Annotated in this window: 10 protein-coding genes and 1 CRISPR repeat array; of the genes, 2 read left to right on the forward strand and 8 right to left on the reverse strand. The window is 42.7% G+C overall.

Features of this window, described 5'->3' with window-relative positions; all coding sequences use genetic code 11:
- The 6 genes from D6D85_RS07075 to D6D85_RS07100 form a co-directional block, all read right to left on the reverse strand.
- Positions 1 to 419, reverse strand: a 419-nt coding sequence (locus tag D6D85_RS07075) for a hypothetical protein (protein WP_133308297.1), incomplete at its 3' end; no start/stop codon positions are given.
- A gap of 37 nt (positions 420 to 456) precedes the next feature.
- Positions 457 to 1197 (reverse strand): CRISPR-associated ring nuclease, encoded by a 741-nt coding sequence (locus D6D85_RS07080; RefSeq protein ID WP_125671371.1) that lies wholly within the window; start codon positions 1195 to 1197, stop codon positions 457 to 459.
- Between the two features lie 138 nt (positions 1198 to 1335).
- The gene (gene csx1 / locus D6D85_RS07085; protein ID WP_125671372.1) at positions 1336 to 2838 is read right to left on the reverse strand and encodes a CRISPR-associated CARF protein Csx1; all 1503 of its coding nucleotides are present in this window, start codon (positions 2836 to 2838) and stop codon (positions 1336 to 1338) included.
- Between the two features lie 188 nt (positions 2839 to 3026).
- Positions 3027 to 9391: a CRISPR direct-repeat array (repeat unit 25 nt; unit sequence CTTTCAATCCTCTTTGCATTGAGAC).
- A 611-nt stretch (positions 9392 to 10002) separates the two neighbouring features.
- Positions 10003 to 11085, reverse strand: coding sequence for a hypothetical protein (locus tag D6D85_RS07090; RefSeq protein WP_125671373.1), 1083 nt, complete (start codon positions 11083 to 11085; stop codon positions 10003 to 10005).
- Between the two features lie 195 nt (positions 11086 to 11280).
- A complete protein-coding gene (csx1, locus tag D6D85_RS07095) occupies positions 11281 to 12768 on the reverse strand; it encodes a CRISPR-associated CARF protein Csx1 (protein ID WP_125671374.1) in 1488 nt (495 codons plus the stop codon).
- A 413-nt stretch (positions 12769 to 13181) separates the two neighbouring features.
- Positions 13182 to 14237 (reverse strand): SAVED domain-containing protein, encoded by a 1056-nt coding sequence (locus D6D85_RS07100; RefSeq protein WP_161969740.1) that lies wholly within the window; start codon positions 14235 to 14237, stop codon positions 13182 to 13184.
- A 211-nt stretch (positions 14238 to 14448) separates the two neighbouring features.
- On the opposite strand from D6D85_RS07100, the gene D6D85_RS07105 reads away from it, so the two are divergent.
- Both D6D85_RS07105 and D6D85_RS07110 read left to right on the forward strand, forming a co-directional pair.
- Positions 14449 to 15525, forward strand: coding sequence for an AAA family ATPase (locus tag D6D85_RS07105; RefSeq protein ID WP_125671376.1), 1077 nt, complete (start codon positions 14449 to 14451; stop codon positions 15523 to 15525).
- 862 nt (positions 15526 to 16387) lie between these two features.
- Positions 16388 to 18982, forward strand: a complete 2595-nt coding sequence (locus tag D6D85_RS07110; RefSeq protein WP_237558784.1) for a hypothetical protein — start codon at positions 16388 to 16390, stop codon at positions 18980 to 18982.
- Positions 18983 to 19278: 296 nt separating this feature from the next.
- Here D6D85_RS07110 and D6D85_RS07115 read toward each other — a convergent pair whose 3' ends face one another.
- Positions 19279 to 20169 carry a hypothetical protein gene (locus D6D85_RS07115; RefSeq protein ID WP_125671378.1) on the reverse strand — a complete coding sequence of 297 codons (891 nt, stop codon included), beginning with the start codon at positions 20167 to 20169 and terminating at the stop codon, positions 19279 to 19281.
- A 213-nt stretch (positions 20170 to 20382) separates the two neighbouring features.
- Positions 20383 to 20703, reverse strand: a complete 321-nt coding sequence (locus D6D85_RS07120) for a hypothetical protein (RefSeq protein WP_125671379.1) — start codon at positions 20701 to 20703, stop codon at positions 20383 to 20385.
- Between the last annotated feature and the right edge of the window lie 127 nt (positions 20704 to 20830).

Raw genomic sequence — 20830 nt, forward strand, 5'->3', positions numbered from 1 at the left:
CTTCTTATTATCTCCTGAATTGAACCCACCTCAAACACCTGTATTGTGATATCCCACTCACCTTCTCCTTTATTTAGAGAATTCAAGCCGTTTTTAGCCTTCTCATAATATGCGAGATCAGTTTCTATCTGCTCAGCTAGTTTATTGAATCCTTCTCCTTCGGCAACTGCTTTTAAGGAGGAGAGCCTTGCCTTCTCCCAATCACCATTTTCTGGATTATTTGAGAGAAGTAGTGTTAAAAGTGGTGGATAGGTGCGTATTTTTATAAGTTTCTTGAATAGCTCTTTCTGTCCCTCCATTTTTGCTGATTTCAGGAACTCCTCAAGCTTGTCATTTATCTTTTCAAAAAAGGAATTCAACCCTTTTTTATAGTAAGATAAGAGTTCTTCCTCGATCTGCTTATTCACATACTCGACCATCCCAAACTGTAAACTCCGCTTTTATTTAAGCATTACTTCACACTATCTCCCTCAGGAACTCAAGCATCTTTCTCCCGTATTCCGTTGGAATCGTTTTCCCTCCGCTCACCTGTATAAGGCCCAGCTGTTCCATTAACACAGCGATGTTGAACTTTACCTCATCCTTTCTCGCTCCTCTTAATGCCTTCACCACCTCCCTCAAAACCTCATCAGGATATGGAATTGACGGAAGTCTTACAACATTATACTCTGTCTGAGGAGGCCACATGAGCCTCTCAAACTCCTCAACAGATCTGTAAAATGACAGGGGATCTCCTGCCTCATAGAGCTCCATTATCTTCTCCCTCAGGCTCTCCAGAAGTATGTTCGCCACCTTGACATCCCTAGCTATCACATGATATACATCGCTTAAGGGGAAGAAAAGGCCCATCATCGCCAGCTCCAAGCTCATCACCTTCCTTCCTCCGGATATGAGAAGGTAGAGCCTATATTTTCCCCTTAAGTCGGAGATAAGCCTCGAAGTCCTGATTAGAAAGTCGAATGATCTCTCCTCATTGTCCACATCCTGATACGGAAACACCTCCGTTATCACCTCTATTTTCGGATATCTTGCCCTAACAGCTGTCTCAACAAGCTTTGATCCGGCCAGCACTTCCCTTTCCTCAGTTGAAAGCAGGACTATTCTTCTCACATCCTCCCCTCTGGATATCAGATGCTGAAGAAACTCGGTCACAACAGGAGGGGAGAGCCCCATTGTCGCAACTATGGCTGCTGGCATAAGACAGTACTCAGGACAGATATATAACCTTAAGACAGCTGGAAAAGTCCCCTGCGGATTTTAGTTCAGATTAAAGCATAAATCAAGAAATAATGAACTTATAAGAAGTGTTAAATCTAAAAATTCTCTAAATAAAAATTATCTCTCCTCTTTATCCCCCTTGATCATCTTCTTGGTTTCCTCCAGAGCATTCTTCATGAGATCTCTTAGATACTCAAGACAATCCTTTCTGTACCTGACCCAGATCTCACCGTTGAACATGACCTCTATCGATCTGTGAGGAAGCCCGGCATGTGCTATCACCGTCCTTCTATTATCCTCGCACTTTTCAGAGTAATGCTTCCAGTTTCCTCTGTCCTCCTTAGCTTGCCTTATCATCTCCTTCAGCTCCTTGGGAATATACCCCTCTATTATAAAATGCGAGATCTCATGCCTGACCACCTCAGCTAGAGGGCCCTGCAGGTATCTCATTGCGGACTCCAGCTTGCTCAGTGGCACCTCAACAATGCCATCCTGTATCCTGATCTCACCTAAGCTGTTGTTTCCATAGGAGATGAGGGAGAAAGCTGAGAGAAGGCTTTTCAGATAATCATAATTCGGCACTATCTTGTGTTCTATGCAGAGCTTTTCGTCCCTCTTTGTGATACTGATGTGGAGGAGGGCTTCCTCGAGAAGTTCCTTAATCCTTCTTATGTATCCTTCAAGTTTTCCTGCGTACTCACAATTCTCCACTGAGAACTGGATGAAGGCAAGGGGTATGCTGTAGTGAATTGAGCTTGCCAATGCTTTTGCTCTCTTATGGATGTTCCGAAACTCCTCGAGCTCAGGGATCCTCATTATTCCATTTTTTGAGAAAAAGAGCCTGAAATATTCCCCTCCTGATAAATAACTGTAAACTAACCTCTGAGCTGCTTTCACTGGTGTTATAACCTCTTTCTTTACGACAAAGACCTCCAGATCTGGAACATAGGACATACCTGGAACATTGGACCGGCTTCTTGCCCCTGGTGGATACGGGGTGCTGTTGTACTGCTTGAACTCTATTTTCAGCCCGTAAAAAGCGGATGCTATTCTGGATGCCGCCATCAGTGCCCTGTAAGCGGCTAATGGCATGAAGTTAATGCCATGAGTTGTATCAAAGTAAAGGGAGATGAAATCAGCATCCTTGCCCACTTCTATCAAGCTTGATACAGCCGATATCAGGGCATGAGCTGCATAAGCAGAGTCAGGGCTTACTTCCTCCCCTTCCGGAAGCCTCCACTCAACTCTTATGTTTTCACTGTAGTATTCCCCAACATTTGGCATGATCACAACTTCGGGATCTTTTGCCTCCAGATCCTCCGGCATTTTCCTCCTGAAAAAGCTCTTTATGGAATTCCTCAGGTCTGACACAAGATTTCTGTATTCACCTTCATTTATCCCTGGAGGGATTGTCCTCCCTCCGTATTCCTCCACCTTCTTGTCGCAGAGAAGGGTTTCAGGAACCATGAGCACCACAAGATCGGGAGAAAGCTCCTTTATCAGAAGATATATTGTTGTTACACCCTTTACACTTGTTTTAGACCCTGATAGCCTGTAATTAGCTTCATTCCAGATAAAAGGGTTCCCCCAAGTTGCAAAGATCACAGATCTTCTTTTCATCTACTCTCTGATCGAATTACCTAAAAATGTTTATAAAAAATTTTTCGGAATTTATAAGCGTGAGAAGGGGTCTCCAGTCAAGAAGTTGAACAGTTCAGCCTTAATGAGGGTCTGATGCAACTTATCTCGATCCTCTTTTCATCAAGACTGGGGGTGAAATCCATTGATATAGACAGGAACGCTGAAAGCTTTCAATCCTCTTTGCATTGAGACTTGATGTTTGATATACATGCTATTACAATTGCCTGATTACTTTCAATCCTCTTTGCATTGAGACAAACGGCCGTTGAGAATTTCTTAGCTACGTCAATTTATTTCTTTCAATCCTCTTTGCATTGAGACAAAATAAGATGCCAAGGGAAGAATATTCGATAATATTCTTTCAATCCTCTTTGCATTGAGACGGACATACCGTGCGGTGGATATTCGCTTCGAGTATCCCTTTCAATCCTCTTTGCATTGAGACATGGAAAAATTTTCGGGTCGGGCCGGAAGATAAAAAATTCTTTCAATCCTCTTTGCATTGAGACAGGTGATGACATGAGGCTTGTGCTCTCTCTCCCCAATAGCTTTCAATCCTCTTTGCATTGAGACCCCGATATGGGTGAACGAGTACGTAAGGGGCGACGGCATCTTTCAATCCTCTTTGCATTGAGACGTGTCCCTTCATTAAGGGCTTTTAGTGCTGTGCGGAGTTCTTTCAATCCTCTTTGCATTGAGACTTTCATACAGGAAATATTGGGTACTCTGTAATAGTTAGCTTTCAATCCTCTTTGCATTGAGACTTTTAAAGTTATAGAGAGAGACAGTTAACGTAAAACTACTTTCAATCCTCTTTGCATTGAGACCACCATTTAGAGGACACGGTAAGAGTGACCGACGGAAACTTTCAATCCTCTTTGCATTGAGACTTATGTAGGCGAAGCCCACGAGGAGCACGGAGGACGCCACTTTCAATCCTCTTTGCATTGAGACCGACAGCTTGCTCCTCTGCTCCCTAGACAGCCTGAAAATCTTTCAATCCTCTTTGCATTGAGACGACCATAGGCCCCGACGGCACCATCTACGTGGGGAGCTTCTTTCAATCCTCTTTGCATTGAGACAAATCCGATTTTCTTAGTGCATCGGCCGCATCTACCGGTGCACCCCTTTCAATCCTCTTTGCATTGAGACTTCTCCCTCCCAAATAGAGGGGGCCCCCCATTTTACCTTTCAATCCTCTTTGCATTGAGACACGAAGTAGACAGGGCGTTCCACGGGGAGACACTAAACTTTCAATCCTCTTTGCATTGAGACGGCGGAGCTCGGGTATTTCAGCTCCACGACCGGCTTGACTTTCAATCCTCTTTGCATTGAGACACGCACCAACGAGGCCGGAGGAGAGGGGAGTGGACTTCCCTTTCAATCCTCTTTGCATTGAGACCGATGACAAGGGAGACTTAGGAGTAGCAGCGACAGTTGACTTTCAATCCTCTTTGCATTGAGACAACCTATGGTGCGGGTGGAGGTGGAGGTGGTGGAGGATCACTTTCAATCCTCTTTGCATTGAGACCTATCACTTTTGTGGAGTTCATATATGAAGAAGCCTGTCCTTTCAATCCTCTTTGCATTGAGACGGCTAGAATACAGGCAGGAGAAGCATGGATAAAAGTAGCCTTTCAATCCTCTTTGCATTGAGACGGTGTAGGTGGCGTTGTCTATTGTGTACCAGTACCAACTTTCAATCCTCTTTGCATTGAGACGTTCGGAAATATATAGGGGGGAAACCAATAGACCCACTCTTTCAATCCTCTTTGCATTGAGACGACAGGAGGACAGGGTCGATATTGCGGTCACGGGTTTCTCCTTTCAATCCTCTTTGCATTGAGACCAGGGTTGTCGCACCAGTAAAGTCATCGTCACCAGTAGGAACTTTCAATCCTCTTTGCATTGAGACAGGCCGACGTGGTGCCAAAGGTTGAAATTCTTCTCGTAATCTTTCAATCCTCTTTGCATTGAGACCTCATCGTTAGTAGAAGTGGAATCCGACGCCGTGATAGCTCTTTCAATCCTCTTTGCATTGAGACCTCCGATAGCTTCCCCTCGACCACGGCGTCCACGACCTCCCCTTTCAATCCTCTTTGCATTGAGACTAAGGAGGCTCACGAGGGAGGAGGTGCACAGGTGGGTCAGCTTTCAATCCTCTTTGCATTGAGACGTCCTCCAGCTCCAGCCTAACTCCCTTTATCCTTTTTATCTTTCAATCCTCTTTGCATTGAGACAATAGTGTCGTTGTTCCATTTATATAATCTGGCATCTAACTCTTTCAATCCTCTTTGCATTGAGACTTCCATTTTATCCCCCCGTTAGGATATAGGCTCCACATCTTTCAATCCTCTTTGCATTGAGACTAGGTACCACGAGAGGAGGGAGAGTATTGAGGGCTTTGCTTTCAATCCTCTTTGCATTGAGACTAAAGGTTTTTATTTTTCGGGGGCCTAAATTCCGGGGGGACTTTCAATCCTCTTTGCATTGAGACGTGCTTTTGTCTTCTCCTCAAGCTCCTCGGCGAGCCTATCTTTCAATCCTCTTTGCATTGAGACATAGTCTACATGGATTCCGCGGCCACCTCTTTAAAGCCTTTCAATCCTCTTTGCATTGAGACACAGAGGTTCACGACCCAGTCACGGACTACCTGCAACTGATCTTTCAATCCTCTTTGCATTGAGACGAAGAGGGAGCTCTTGGAGATGCTGTACATCCTGTCAAAAACTTTCAATCCTCTTTGCATTGAGACGTAGATCCAAGGGCATGCGGACGGGGTTGCCTCCCCGAACTTTCAATCCTCTTTGCATTGAGACGAACGTCTCTCTGGTCCACCCGTCCGGCAGGAATAACGCTTTCAATCCTCTTTGCATTGAGACGGCTCTCCCTTTTACGGGATAAAGCCCCGATCAAGAACTTTCAATCCTCTTTGCATTGAGACAAAATGGGGGGCCCCGCTGGGAGGGAGAGGTATGGGAGCTTTCAATCCTCTTTGCATTGAGACTCTATCTCAGCTTTTATTCCTCTCGTCGTGTATGGTCTTTCAATCCTCTTTGCATTGAGACTGCTTGATTTCAGCATTCCCCTGCTTTTTATTATCTGCTTTCAATCCTCTTTGCATTGAGACTTAAAGTGAAACATGTTGCTGTAAATGTTATCAAAACAGTCAACTTTCAATCCTCTTTGCATTGAGACGGGGAGAGGACTTTAATCCATGGCATCAGCCACAGCTCTTTCAATCCTCTTTGCATTGAGACAATAGCCACAAACTTGCTCCATACGGCATCCTGCTTGACTTTCAATCCTCTTTGCATTGAGACTATGTTACGGGATCGTTGTCAGGATCACCACCTGACCACTTTCAATCCTCTTTGCATTGAGACCTTCCAGCACCAACTGAGTTCATTGATGCATCAACAATACTTTCAATCCTCTTTGCATTGAGACTCATGGGATCACCTCACTGGTTCAGCATCACCACAAAGGCTTTCAATCCTCTTTGCATTGAGACGGAGCCGATTCCGGGAGGAGAATCGATAGAGGATGTTAGCTCTTTCAATCCTCTTTGCATTGAGACTTAAGAATATGACAATAATATGCGAGAAGAATTATACTCTTTCAATCCTCTTTGCATTGAGACAATTGGCTACGTAGACTACAAATACAGCTGGTTTGGGAACTTTCAATCCTCTTTGCATTGAGACATGTAATGATAACAGCAGGATTCAAGCTTAAAATGGGCTTTCAATCCTCTTTGCATTGAGACGCTGGATTCAAAATATTATCGAGGAGGGACTGGGAGTTTGAATGCTTTCAATCCTCTTTGCATTGAGACAGAATAAAGAGAAAGGATGGAAAAGAAGAAGTGATAAAAAACTTTCAATCCTCTTTGCATTGAGACACTTATGTATTCACAGGAAAAATAATAGTTCCTGACTGTCTTTCAATCCTCTTTGCATTGAGACACCCCATCTTTTGGCCTACAGCAATCGCAATAGGATCTCTTTCAATCCTCTTTGCATTGAGACAGTGATGGTTCTCAAATTCAGACCGGGATAACCGGTTCTTTCAATCCTCTTTGCATTGAGACCAGGAAAATTAAATTTCTTTTTCAATATCAGGTTTGACTTCTTTCAATCCTCTTTGCATTGAGACTGAACGTCTACAATGACATAAAGGACACAAAAACAACCTTTCAATCCTCTTTGCATTGAGACTTATTCAGATTTAATTTCAAATTAAAGGAGGTTAAAACACTTTCAATCCTCTTTGCATTGAGACTAGGCACTATTCCCCATATTCCACCCAATGCGGCACCTCTTTCAATCCTCTTTGCATTGAGACATACTTATGTAAATCAGCTCAAAAGTGCCTATGATCAGGCTTTCAATCCTCTTTGCATTGAGACGTCTCGCTTAAAAAGTTAACGCCTACTTCTATATGGCACTTTCAATCCTCTTTGCATTGAGACCCGCTCGCCGTGAATTTGTATATAGACACGCTTTTTATCTTTCAATCCTCTTTGCATTGAGACGGGGTTTTCACTTTTCTCACCGCCATGAGTCTACCCCCCTTTCAATCCTCTTTGCATTGAGACAATAAATGCACATGCTTGTATGGAAAAGGAGGATTACCCTTTCAATCCTCTTTGCATTGAGACAGTTTTAATGAAAGAAAAGCCACCTGTTGTTTTCACAGGACTTTCAATCCTCTTTGCATTGAGACCCAATAAATAAAATAGATTATGTAGAGTTTGTCTCAGAAACTTTCAATCCTCTTTGCATTGAGACGAGAAAAATGAAAAAGGATTGTTTACATTTGTAAGAGTGCTTTCAATCCTCTTTGCATTGAGACCTAATGATCGACACCATAAGGGCAATAAGAAAAATTTGCTTCTTTCAATCCTCTTTGCATTGAGACCTCTATCTAAAAAAGATGAAATATCAGAGACATGGAATACCTTTCAATCCTCTTTGCATTGAGACATGACCCTTGACCCTAGCTCTTTCGAGCTTTCAAAATCCTTTCAATCCTCTTTGCATTGAGACTGATGTGCAGACAACAGCTGACCTGCAAAATGTGATAACTTTCAATCCTCTTTGCATTGAGACAAAGAATATACCAGAGGCCCTCCCCGATGAAGGAGGACTCTTTCAATCCTCTTTGCATTGAGACGCGTGAATCTGCGGGATGCCTACATATATACACCTTCTTTCTTTCAATCCTCTTTGCATTGAGACTTTTTTTCAGCTTAGCCCTTTTCCCAGCCCTATCTCGACTTTCAATCCTCTTTGCATTGAGACGGGTCAGGGTAAACGAACTGAGAAAGCCTTCGCTGCGCTTACTTTCAATCCTCTTTGCATTGAGACTTTTGAGAAGCGATCACAGGTAAAAGGAGCTGAAGGAGGAACTTTCAATCCTCTTTGCATTGAGACTGAGGAGAAGGACTTCGAGAGCATAAGTAAAGCTCTAGGCTTTCAATCCTCTTTGCATTGAGACCAGAATTATTTGAACCCAGTCCATCTAAATCACCTCCTCCTTTCAATCCTCTTTGCATTGAGACAGACAGCCAGTATCTTAGAAAGAAAACTAATGTTGTCTGAAACTTTCAATCCTCTTTGCATTGAGACACATGAGAATAAAAGAGATAACGGAAACTGGGACTTCAGCTTTCAATCCTCTTTGCATTGAGACCAGGCCGATGGAATAGCTGTGATACAGGGCATGGAAGTCTTTCAATCCTCTTTGCATTGAGACCTAACGTTTCTAAAACTATGAGCTAAACTGAGCTGTCCTCTTTCAATCCTCTTTGCATTGAGACATCAATCATTCTTGAATGTGATGAGAGCAAAAGGCGTGTTCTTTCAATCCTCTTTGCATTGAGACAGATTTGCTGGAATTGTGCAAAAGATCCTTAGGTCTGCACTTTCAATCCTCTTTGCATTGAGACTCCAGCTCTTCATCCCCAATGACCCAGAGGTGGCATTGGCCTTTCAATCCTCTTTGCATTGAGACCCCGTCCCCAGAAGCTTCTCGCTTCCAGAGAACGGGTCTGCTTTCAATCCTCTTTGCATTGAGACTTCTATTTGCCTCAACCATCTTCTCTATTACACTTTCACTTTCAATCCTCTTTGCATTGAGACGACCTGCCTTGATGCCTCTCTTTTCAATTTACGATACAACTTTCAATCCTCTTTGCATTGAGACTATACACACACTCCTCTCTCTCTTAGTTATCCTCTCTTCACCTTTCAATCCTCTTTGCATTGAGACCTGGTACCACATATGGGATGATGAGGGGACAGGTGATTCTTTCAATCCTCTTTGCATTGAGACCCTACACAATCCACAGCATAATAGTGAATGAGAAGACACTTTCAATCCTCTTTGCATTGAGACTTGAATCAGTTGCCAATCCTTTTGGGAAGTAGCCAAGAAACTTTCAATCCTCTTTGCATTGAGACTTCCCTCCTGAACTCAGGAAATCTGGGCTGACTTAAACGACTTTCAATCCTCTTTGCATTGAGACATATACTCTAACAATCTATTTGTACCAAGGGGCTCCTATTTAACCCTTTCCACAAACCCCTCTCTCGAACATTAACTGTGAGGGAAAAACTTTAAAAGCTATCCTCGAAATGTTCGAGGAAAAATTTATATACTTTCATTCAGGTTCCCTTCTCACATACTCAGAAAAACCAAAATGTTCGAGAAAGTTGTCTGCGCTTAACAGCCTTCTTCTAGCTTTTTTATCCCATCTGAAATATATTGCTTCCTCTTTCATCTAATAACATGTTTTAAATTGAGAGGAGATGAAATCTTATAGATACAACAGAGTATTGCCATTTTTTGGTCGGCAGATTTGGTATCTCCCTGAAAAGAGGAGGGATTGAGCTGGAAAGCTGAGCGAGTTTTCCACAGAAACGAAAGAATAAATACAATGATAATGATTTATATAAAAGGGATAAAGCAGAGGACAGTGGACAACCAAGAAGTTGGGGGAGATTGAGTATGAGGGCGATTATTATACTGGTTCACTCTTGCTGTAAAAGAAAAGATGAAGTGTGCCCAAATGCTGTAGTAGAGCGATAAGGCTCTGCAAACTCCTTTTGGGAAAATTTCTCGACATGAATGCTTTCATTATGCTTCCTTTAGCTCCACGTATTCTCCCTTTTCCCTGTCGTAGTGAAGCAGCTTTATCGACCCTCTGAGATATCTCAGCTCAAATCCAAGCCTGATGTTCACCGGATGAGGTGCCTTTAACGTAATAAACAATTTTTCTCCGCTATTCTTACTTAGCTCCGAAATGAGCCTTGCAACTTCAGGGACAAATTTCTCGGAGAGAAACTTTATCTCACCCGGTTTCAGCACTCTTTTCTCCTCAAGGGATATGTAAACGTATTTTCCACCGGAGACCTTTTTTAAGGCATCCAAGTTGGCGGGACTTGGGGTCAGATCGATTAAAACTGACATCGGCACATCAATCGGAGAACCCATTCCTTTTATTTTATCCAGCATTTCTTTTATTTTATTACTCAATTCATTTATTCTCAGGCCTGATTCCTCCACAACCCCGAGCTCGACTCTCAGCTTCAGATCCCCCTCCTCCTGACACATGCTTGGGAGAACTATCACGCTGGACTCAGGTCTCTCCTCACAGTACACGAGAAACTCCTTGTGATTTATGATTCCCAATGCCATCCCCACCATGAAGGCAACTGAAGTGGGCTGGTCCTGTGGTATGTAGATGTGGAATCTCACATTGTTTGCACCGAATAGCTCCCTGAAGAACTCAAATTCCCTCTTAACTGCATCAAAAACGCTCCAATTCACCGTAAAATACTTTATCACTGTTCTTTCCTCCCTTAGGCCCTCTGCTCTCAGCCAGAGTCTCCCATAGCTTATCCTTGTCGGCTTGTGCTTTGCATTTTCCATCGCTTTCTCCAGCTCCCTGAGGCTCACCTCCCCCTTTGATACAGCAATTGGTATGTTCACATCCTTTCCCTCCTCCATGAGTCCTATCACTACTAGGGCGATGAAATAGAGGAAGATAACAGTGGAAATCATGAGAAAAAGCTCTAAATCAACGGATTTCTTCAGGAAGGAGTAAAGCAGGAGAGAAGCTGCATAGGGTACGAAAACTGAGAGGGAATCGATGCTCTTCATCTGGTAGATCGCATATCTGAGCGCAAGATAGAGTGCATATCTGAGTGCAGGTCTCACAAGAACCCTTTCTCTATATCTTTTAATAAAGTTTTTAGTAAGTTAAATAGAGAATTCTATTTTCCCCCTTCTTCATAGGCGGGGATGTATTTGCTCTAACACTCTTTGGGACTAAAAGTCTAAACTTCCAAGACTTTATTCCTTTTAAACTAAAATAGAAAATGAATTTTTGCATGCATCTCAAGACAAAATATGTCACCACTCCTCGCCCATGACCATCCTTCTGGTGTTCTCTAAAGCCCCTTTTATAATCTCTCTTGTTCTTTCAAGACAATCTCTCCTATATCTGACCCAGATCTCCCCGAACTCATCAAGCATTACCTCTATGGATCTAAAAGCAAGCCCTGCATGTGCTATCATTATCCTTCTCACATCCTCGCATTGAGATTCCGATGAGATCCACTCCTCTCTCCTTTCCTTAGCTTTTTCTATCATATTACTTAACTCTGAAATTGGCCTCTTCCTGAAACTGGAGATCTCATTCTCCGCCACTTCGGCTAATGGACCCTGAAGATATTTTACTGTCCTTTCCAGAGTGCTTAAAGGCGCCTCCACAAGTCCTTCATCTATTCTAATGTTTTTCATAAGCTCAACGCAGTTTCTGCCATATGAAATGAGGGATAATGCTGAGAAGAGGCTCTTAAGATCCTCATAGCTCAGCGCAACCATATGCTCTATTGACACTCTTTTCTCCTCCTTTTTGACGTTGATGTAGGAGAGCAGCTCATTCATGTGCTCCTCCATCTCATCTATTATCCCCTCCATCTCCTCCTTATCCATTTCCTCCGAGAACTGAAGGAATGCTAGAGGCATGCTGTAATGGATTGAGCTTGCCAGAGGACCCGCTCTTCCATGTATTTCCTGTGCTCTTTCAAGCCTCAGCTTCTCCTTTATCTCCACAATTTTCTCTCTGTTTAATCCTGTCGCAAATCTCATGGGCTTTACATCATCCCTGGAGAGGTAGCTGTATACAAGCCTCTGAGCAGCTTTCACAGGCGTTATTCTCTCCTTCTTAACGCTGAATACCTCGAGATCAGGTGGTTCTCCTTCCCCTTTTATACCTCTCGGATACGGAGTGCTGTTGTACTGCTCAAAATCTATTTTTAATCCATAAAATACTGATATCATTCTTAATGCTGCTATAACTGCTCTGTACGCAGCAAGAGGCATGAAGTTGATCCCGTGTGTCGTGTCCAAGTATACGGAGATTTCCTCAGCCCTTAGCCTCATCAACTCCGATATTGTTGAGATGAGGACATAGGAGGCATAAGCAGAGTCCGGGCTTATCCTCTCTCCTGCCGGCAGCCTCCACCTGAACCTCATCCCGTCACGGCCATATTCCCCCACGTTGGGCACAATTACGACCTTTATTTTCTCCTTTTTCAGCATATTATCCTCAAAAAACCCGTTCATGGACCTTCTCAATCCGGAGATAAGCTCTCCATACTCATCTCCTTTGAGCTCAGGTGAGATCACCTTTCCCCCATACTCCTCTACCTTGCTAACGCAGACAAGAGTCTCAGGAATGAACACAACTGCGAGATCAGGTGATAGCTCCTCCATGAGAAGGGAAAGGCTTGTAACGCTCTCAACTTTCTTCTCGGATCCTGTTAACCTGTAAGAGGCTTTCCTCCATTCAAAAGGGTTGCCCCAAGTGGCTACTATAATGGATCTCTTGCTCATATGTTTTTCAGCAATGATAATTTTAAAAAGTTAATTGAGATATTTTAAAATCTTTAAAGAAAGCTCTATCTTTTGTTCAGTCTGCTCAATTATTAACAGGAGATCCTCAGAGAGAACTCGCCAATACCCCTAAATCCTATGCGGAGATAACTTGAATATTGTTAAGCTAGTTGGGCATGAACCAGATGTAAATGCCAAGGATCAGGTAAAAAGCACTGGCAGCTGAGAAAAGAGCCTATTTTTACAAAAGCAAATGTTAGCTGGATCCATGAACGCAGAGTTATCCCAAGAGGAGGTGTGGAATCTTCGTCAGCAAGCTCCTTTCCTGCAAAGTTCCAGCCAAATTTTCCATTACTATTCGCATATTGGTTTAATCTAAATTTATATTAGCATTAAATAATTCTATAGGAACTTCATTCCAGTGATAACTCAGGAAGCTCGTTCAAGGAGAACACCAGCTCGTATGTGCTCCTTTCTTTTACCAATTTGTAGACCTTTATATCCCAGTAAGAGCCTAGGGCATATCCGAGCCCGAAGGCCATCGCCTCATGCATGCCAATAAACAGATGGAATCTCCTTACCCCCATATCCCTTAGGTCCAGTATCAAGTTGTACAGCTCCTGAACAGGCCTAGTCCAATCTTCATCCTTTAAATCCCCTCCATAAGTGTTCTTGACCAAAATTACAGGAGCAGTAATGTTATTCTCTGAGATATAATTCCTCAACTCTGTCATTAGGGGATGCCTCGTCATCTCAAGGGCTAAGACGACCTCATCCCCTATGTTCTTCGGGAGATCTACTTTTATATATTTATATTGTTTACCGCTTATTCGCTCCCTGATCCTCCCCGGATCCCTGCTGAGATCGAGAACCGGCCTGTATTCACCACCATCCTCGTGGTACACGATAACAGGCGGACTCTCTATAATAGCCCTTCCTAAAATAGCTCCTAAGCCCAGTGCGATAACAGAAGGTCGCCCCAAGAACAGATGGTATACCTTTCTCCCTCTGATCTCGTAATAGAGACATTTTATCATCTCTATCCCATCCTCTATATAGTTAATCCACTCGCCAGATGGAGTTCTCTTCCAGTAAACAGCCCTTGACAAATCGATGTGAAAGTGTCTCTCGATCATGCCGAATTTATCAAAGCCTGTGACCCTCTTTATTGCATTCTCTGCCTGAATCACTCGCTGTTTTCTGTTCACATCCCTCTCCCCTGTGACAAAGATCACTGGAAGGTGCTTTTCAGATATTACTGCGGAGATCTCCTCCTTCAACCTGTATACGAAGTAGAAAAAGAAGATGATATAGAGGATGGTGGGGAGTAGGGAAAACCCCCAGAGGGTAAAATAAGGAGAAAGAAAGGGAGAAATAAGGGAGGCTATAATATACATCAGAAGGACCATCAGATCGATATTTCCTGAGATCTCCCCAATCAATATCCTAAGTGTGCTCTCCCTCTTCACAGGCTGAGGGATCATTATTTACATAAAATCTTTGTGTTTGAGCTCAACAGCTATCTTAACTATCCAGTAGGATTCCTTGCGATAAGCGAGGAATATTCTATTTTAAAACATTAATAAGAAATCTAAACAGGAAGTATTGTTCTAGTGTATTATGCTGCCCGGCGAAAAGTTTTTACTTAAGGGTGTTAAGTAATTAAGGGGGTTAAGTGAGATGCTGTTCGATCTGCATCCTAAAGAGTCTCCGGATGAACTCTATGGCCGTAGTGAGGAAATTAAAGAGGTTATTAGGCTTATAAAAAGCGGTAATTGGGTTGCTGTTCTTGGCCCAAGGATGATAGGGAAATCCAGTCTTCTTAAAGCGTGCAGAAAGCCTCTGGAGGAAGAGGGCTACAAAACCATTTATTTAAATTTATGGGGCATCAAAAGTCTAAATGGGTTGTTGAGAGTCCTCATTGAATCGCTAAATAGCTCAAAAAGTCTGTTTAACAGCGTAAAAGATCTCTTGGGATCGATAGATGAGGTCTCCTTGACATCCTCCGGGTTCTCACTGAGGTTCTCCAGAAGACCCACCTCAACCCTTTTTTCAATTTTTTCAATCTTTGGCAGACTCAAAGACAGGATAGTCGTTGAACTTGATGAGATAGAGGAGCTATCAAGCGCCTCCCCTCAGCTGCTCAGATTTCTTGCAAATACCTTCAACACCTACCGAAACATCGTATTTATCTTCTCCGGTTCAATGTTCGGGCTGATGAGAATGCTTTTAGAACCCTCTTCCACCTCTCCTCTCTATGGAAGATCTCCTGCAAGGCTCTTTCTCAAACCCTTCAGCAGGGAAACCTCGGTAAATTTCTTAAAAGCGGGGTTCGAGGAGCACAATATCGATGTCCCGGATTCGGATATATTGGAGGCAGTTGAAGAGCTTGACGGAATAGTGGGATGGCTGACATTTTATGGAAACAGCGTCGCAGTCAGAGGGCTAAGCCACAGGGATGCTCTAAAAAATGTATTTGATGAGGGGGGTAAGCTGGTCTTGGAGGAGCTCGAGCACTTCTTCAGGAATAGGGACAGAAGAAGATACATTGTTGCTCTAAGTGCTATGTCAATCGGAGCTTCTTGGAGTGAGATAAAGCATGCATTGGAGATCAAAGTCGGCAATGTGAATGATGCAGTGTTGAAGGGCATAATAGACGCCCTTCTGTCTGCCATGATTATAAAGAAAGAGGGTGAAAAATACTCTGTCGTGGACCCCATACTGAGGAAACTGCTCCTTCAATCCTCTTTGCATTGAGACTCTATATCTGTGGAATCTCACAAAGGTTGAGAGATGGGGCCATAGGATGAGCAAAAATTGGGACAGAGAGGAATTCTTGGTACACTTGGAGGCAAATGATGTTAAGAGGACATGCGATTTATTGTCAGAGTTGAACTATAAGCAAGTTTGAGCCCGTGAAGAGCTTCTAGGATCCTGTTAAGCCTAGTTTTCTCTCTCCTTTCTCTTTTTTATTTGATTTTCAATTTTTAAAGAATGCCACAACTAGGATCAAAATTTCGGGGGTTAGCTAATCTTCTGATATAATCCTTACTCTCCTCAAACAAATCTCATGTAAGCTAAGACTAGAATTAGGATATTCGGAGAACTATCTAATTTTAGGAAATAGTCTTGTTTTCTCTCTATCTTCCCTCAACAACAGATCTCCGTTGGGATTGCTCACTGCCATCATATCATCTTCCTTCCCTTTTTCTTTTATCTTCGTTTCTACATTCTCTGGGTTCGCATACGCATAAAGGATATCGAATCGATAATCACCTTAGAGAGAGAGTTTATCATCTTTGAAATCAGGGAAGAACTGGAAGAAGCGGTGATATTTAAAAAATGAAAGATGATATTGATATCTATAATTAATAGCTTTGGTGCCGTTCGCCGCTCACAAAATTCTTGAGAAGCCGCTAGGAAGGTGATGCCAGAGGAGGTTAGTTGTGTAAAGACCTCTGCCGTTAGAGAAGGATGATGAAAATCTATAGTAGTGCCTTGGGATTCCTTAGTTAATTGCAGCATAACTAGACTAAAATGCGGAGGCCATTGAATAGTCTTAGAGAATTTACGGAGACAATCTTTAAATAATTCTGTTGACTTAAGTTGGGAGATGAAGATGAATTTAAGGATTTTCATCCCCATAGCATTGATAATTATCCTGCATCCTTTTCCACCGGTTTACGGTCAGCCTCAGGGCTATGTCCTAATATATTCCCCACCAAGAGTCTACAATGTTGACTGGATGGATGTCAAAGCAATCTACATGAAGGAGGAGGGAGAAAAACTATACTTCCGCGTTGAGTATTACGGTGCAATACCAAATTCCGAAGACTATGTGCGCTTGATAGATATCTACATAGATGCTGATAGGAACTGTCAGACAGGCGGACTTTACAACGGGCTGGGAAATGACTACATCATCAGGTTCTCTCTTTCTGGAGACAGCTCCTACTCCCGGGCAGAGCTTTTTAAGTGGGACAGCACGATCGAATATTATGAGGACATTAAGGATTTGACGCTGAACGCAGGGCGGGCACCCGGGCTAAGCTACATGGAGATCTGGGTGGACAAGCGGGACATAGGATATACCCCGGATGGAATAGATTTCTATATAGACACATATTTCGAGGTTGAGGCTACGCTAGATACGGAGCTTAATTATGTCATAGACTCCTCGGTTAAATATATCGAGATAGATGGGTACTCAAGCGATTGGGGCTCAATCAGTCCGTCGATAACCCTTCCACCAAAATCCATTCTTCTTGGGTTCGAGGTCTCAAGCATATATGTTGCAAACGACGATGAGAACCTTTACTTCAGGATTGATATGAGGGGCAGGCCAACAGTGATGGTCAACAAGGAAGGGTTATACTACGGTTTTCTTGTTAGTCTTGACACGGATAATAACGATAACACTGGATACTACAGATATGGTGGGTCAGAATTTGGAGTCGATGCCAAACTCTGGGCTAACTTGTTGAAAGACACTGAAGTGGACTACTATAGATATATTGGGACGGGAAGTGATTTTAATTGGAAGCTTATTTGGGTCTCATCAACCTCCGTAGATTTTAATGATGTATTCGAACTCAAGATACCTCTCGGCCTTTTGGAAGTAGGCTCTGGGCAAACAGTCGGCATCTATATGCGGGGGGTTCTTGGACGTTTTATTCCCGAGTCCGGCTATTTGACATATCTTAGCGATCTTCAGACAGTAATCCAGCAAAGAGCAAAGGAAATAAGGAGCGTTGTGGTAGATGGAAGCGAATACTATATAGTGACTCTGGAGAAGTTCATAGATCCAGTAACATTAGAATCAAGCGACCATTCTTTTCTTGCAGTAGAGCCTCATGCATGGGAAGTATATACCTACACCAATTTCCAACCTATCTCTGATGAAAGCCTTTTGAGGAAAATATGGACCATAGATAGGGCGAATAAACTTCTAAAGCGCATAGGATCCCCTGAATATATTTCAGATAATATCAATATAATTAATAACGTAATAACTACAAGTAAAGGGCTATCCGAGGCGTATAATATAGAAGTATGGGGTAAGACTGGTATATTTATGGTAGTAGATTTAGTCATATTCGCAGAATTGGAATTACCAGTTCCAGGCAGCTCCTTAGGTACAATTCTAAAGGAACAAATCTCTCATTATACCGATCCAGTGAGGTTCCTACTGGAGGCGGGTCGTGCGCTTTTGGAGGCCTCAAAGAAGGACTATCAAAAAGCGAGGGAAATAGCAGAATCTCATCGAGATGGGATTTCAGATTATGAAACGGCAAGGAATTATCTTAATTACTACTATAATGGATATTTCAAATTCCTCTATGGTACTAGCATGGCGCTTCCTACGGGAGAGATCGATAAAAGCGTATGGTGGACTGTTGTAAGTTGGATTCCAGATTATATCATCCACCTAGGTCAAAAAGCCCTGTCCTCCGTCGGCGCCCTAGGTAAAATAGCTTCAATTACAAAAGATGTTTCGGACGTAACAGTAAACATGCTTGAAACGCATAAAGAGCTGCGTGAATATATTGATAAGATTGGCAAAATAGAGAAGCAGGTAAACATTTTGTTTGAATCCGAATCCCTCTACATCGATTACACTTTAGCATTGATAGAGCGAAGTAAGGAGCGTTTATATGAGAAATGGGGCATTCATGGTATTGATGAAATGAATAGTCATCTTTGTAGTCCTGCTGAGCTGAGGGTCTGTGATTCCCAAGGAAGGATCACAGGGCTGGTAAATGGTGAAGTGAGAATGGAAATTCCAAATTCCTACTACTTCTATACTTCCCGTATAGTTACAATCTTCTTTCCAAGCGATACTCATATAATTAATATAGTGGGTACAGAGGAGGGAACTTATGGATTAGAAGTAACATACAGCAAAGAAGGAAAAACCATCACCTTTACTGCTAGAGATATTCACATAACCCCTAAGGCAGTCCACCAGTATAAAGTGGACTGGGAAAAGCTTTCAAAAGGGAAGAACGGAGTTACAGTTGAGGTGGACTCTGATGGGGATGGAAAATTCGATTGGAGCTTCACAGGAGGAAAGGATATTAATCAGGGAGATTTCACGTCTCATCTCGTTATTCCGTATTTATGGGTCATCGGAGTAGTAATAACCTTCATTCTCATAACTATAATAATAGCCCATAAGAGGAAATTTCCGCCTTCACCGCCTGAATCCAGCTAGCATCCGCTTAAAAAATGTTTGGCATAACATAGCTCCCTCTCACTAATGATCTTTTTTAACTTAAATGCATCTGCTACATACACATTTCTCTCATAGTATAGACATTGAGTCACATGCTTTGGTCTCAGGAAGATTTATCGATCCTTCGCTAAGGGCATTCAATTTTCTCCATTATGATTTCCCTATATAATGGAATGCAGTAGGTGGAAACCATTCTTTCCTGAAAGATGATGTTAAGGAGAGAAAGAAGAGGGGGCAAGCAATTCATATGTGAAAAACTATTAAAACTTTACTGCTCAACCAACTTCCTCAATCACCATTGGTGTCAGATCCCTCTTCCGCCTCAATATCCACACTTTTTTGTTTCTGGCAGTCTCCACAGCATCAGGAACTGCATAATCAGTGTATATCACCTTTATGATCTTCCTTCTCAGAAGATCCGGCCTCTCATGTTTTATGAGCTCTATTTTACCGAGGAGCTCGTCAATCAACTTTGCGCCCAGCCTAACTGTGGCTTCTCCAACAACGCAGATGTCATTCACAGCCCCATATATGTTCACCTCTCTTTCGTCGATGAAAATTCTGTCAAGCTCTATATCCATGTTCAGATCCCTCTTTATCCTGTGTTTTATCACGCTTCTGGCCTCATCCTCAACTGTCAGTGTGAGCCTGTCCAAGGTTGTGCGGATATCTCCCACGTCCTTCTTCAATGTACTCACATCCTTCTTCAACGTGCTCATATCGCTTTTCAGTATGCTCACATCACTCTTTAAAGTGTCCACATCGCTCTTCAGCACACTAACATCGCTCTTTAACATGCTAACGTCACTTTTCAACGTGCTCACATCGCTTTTCAGCGTGCTAACATCCTCCTTCAATGTACTTACATCGCTTTTCAATGTACTTACATCACTCTTTAGGGTACTCATATCGCCCTTTAAAGTGCCCACATCACTTTTCAGCACACTGACATCACTTTTTAAAGTGCTCATATCGCTTTTTGAAGTGTTAAAATCCTCCCTCAGGGATTTTACTTCCTCCCAAAGCTTTACCATGCTTTCCTCCAGTGAATCAAGCCTCTTCAGTATCTCACCAATGCCAAGATAGCCCGCAACCGCGTATCTAAACTCCTTGTCTTCATCAAGGGATTTCAGAAATCTCTTCTTCTCCTCAGCGGATAAAGCCATCAAGATTAGCTGAAGAAGCCATTTAAAAATTTTATGCGTGTGCACCATTAAAGCTGAGTCGATGAAACGTATTAGTGGTTTGACATTCTTCTTGCAGTGCTTAGTGCTGGAGGTTTCTGTGGAAAGGAAAAAAGAGTAACACGGGGTATTGGGTGGAGCTGAATCGGAATATGGCTCACTGCTATCGAATTTCGAAAGAACTCCAAATATATCTCAGCTTTCTGTCCCTATAACCTTCTTTCCCAGCGTGGAGATCCTCCCCAAAAGTCCCTTGGCTTCCTCCTTTGATTTCGTTGATCCCTTCTCAACAACCTCCTCGACAAGCTTGTCCACGCTTCCTCCCTCATCCATGAACTTCTTGGCTATCATCACATAGCTTAGGATGGAGACCAGCTTCTCATCGATAACACTTTTCAGTATAAGCTTTATGGGATCTCCCTCCTTATTCGCTATGTAATCCAGGATGGCTCTGGTCTCCTCTATCAGCTTTACGGTCTTATCCAAAGCATCCCTTGCCTGATCCTTCGCAGCCATATCCCTCACCTCTTGAATACTCCTTAGCTTGGGGAGAATATAATAGAAATGCTTCTATTTAGTGTAACATTGAAAGACTAAGAGTATCTCATCCCTCTTTAAACGCCATTATCAGGCCTCCATGCAA

The organism is Candidatus Methanodesulfokora washburnensis, from assembly GCF_003947435.1.
Taxonomy (GTDB): domain Archaea; phylum Korarchaeota; class Korarchaeia; order Korarchaeales; family Korarchaeaceae; genus Methanodesulfokora; species Methanodesulfokora washburnensis.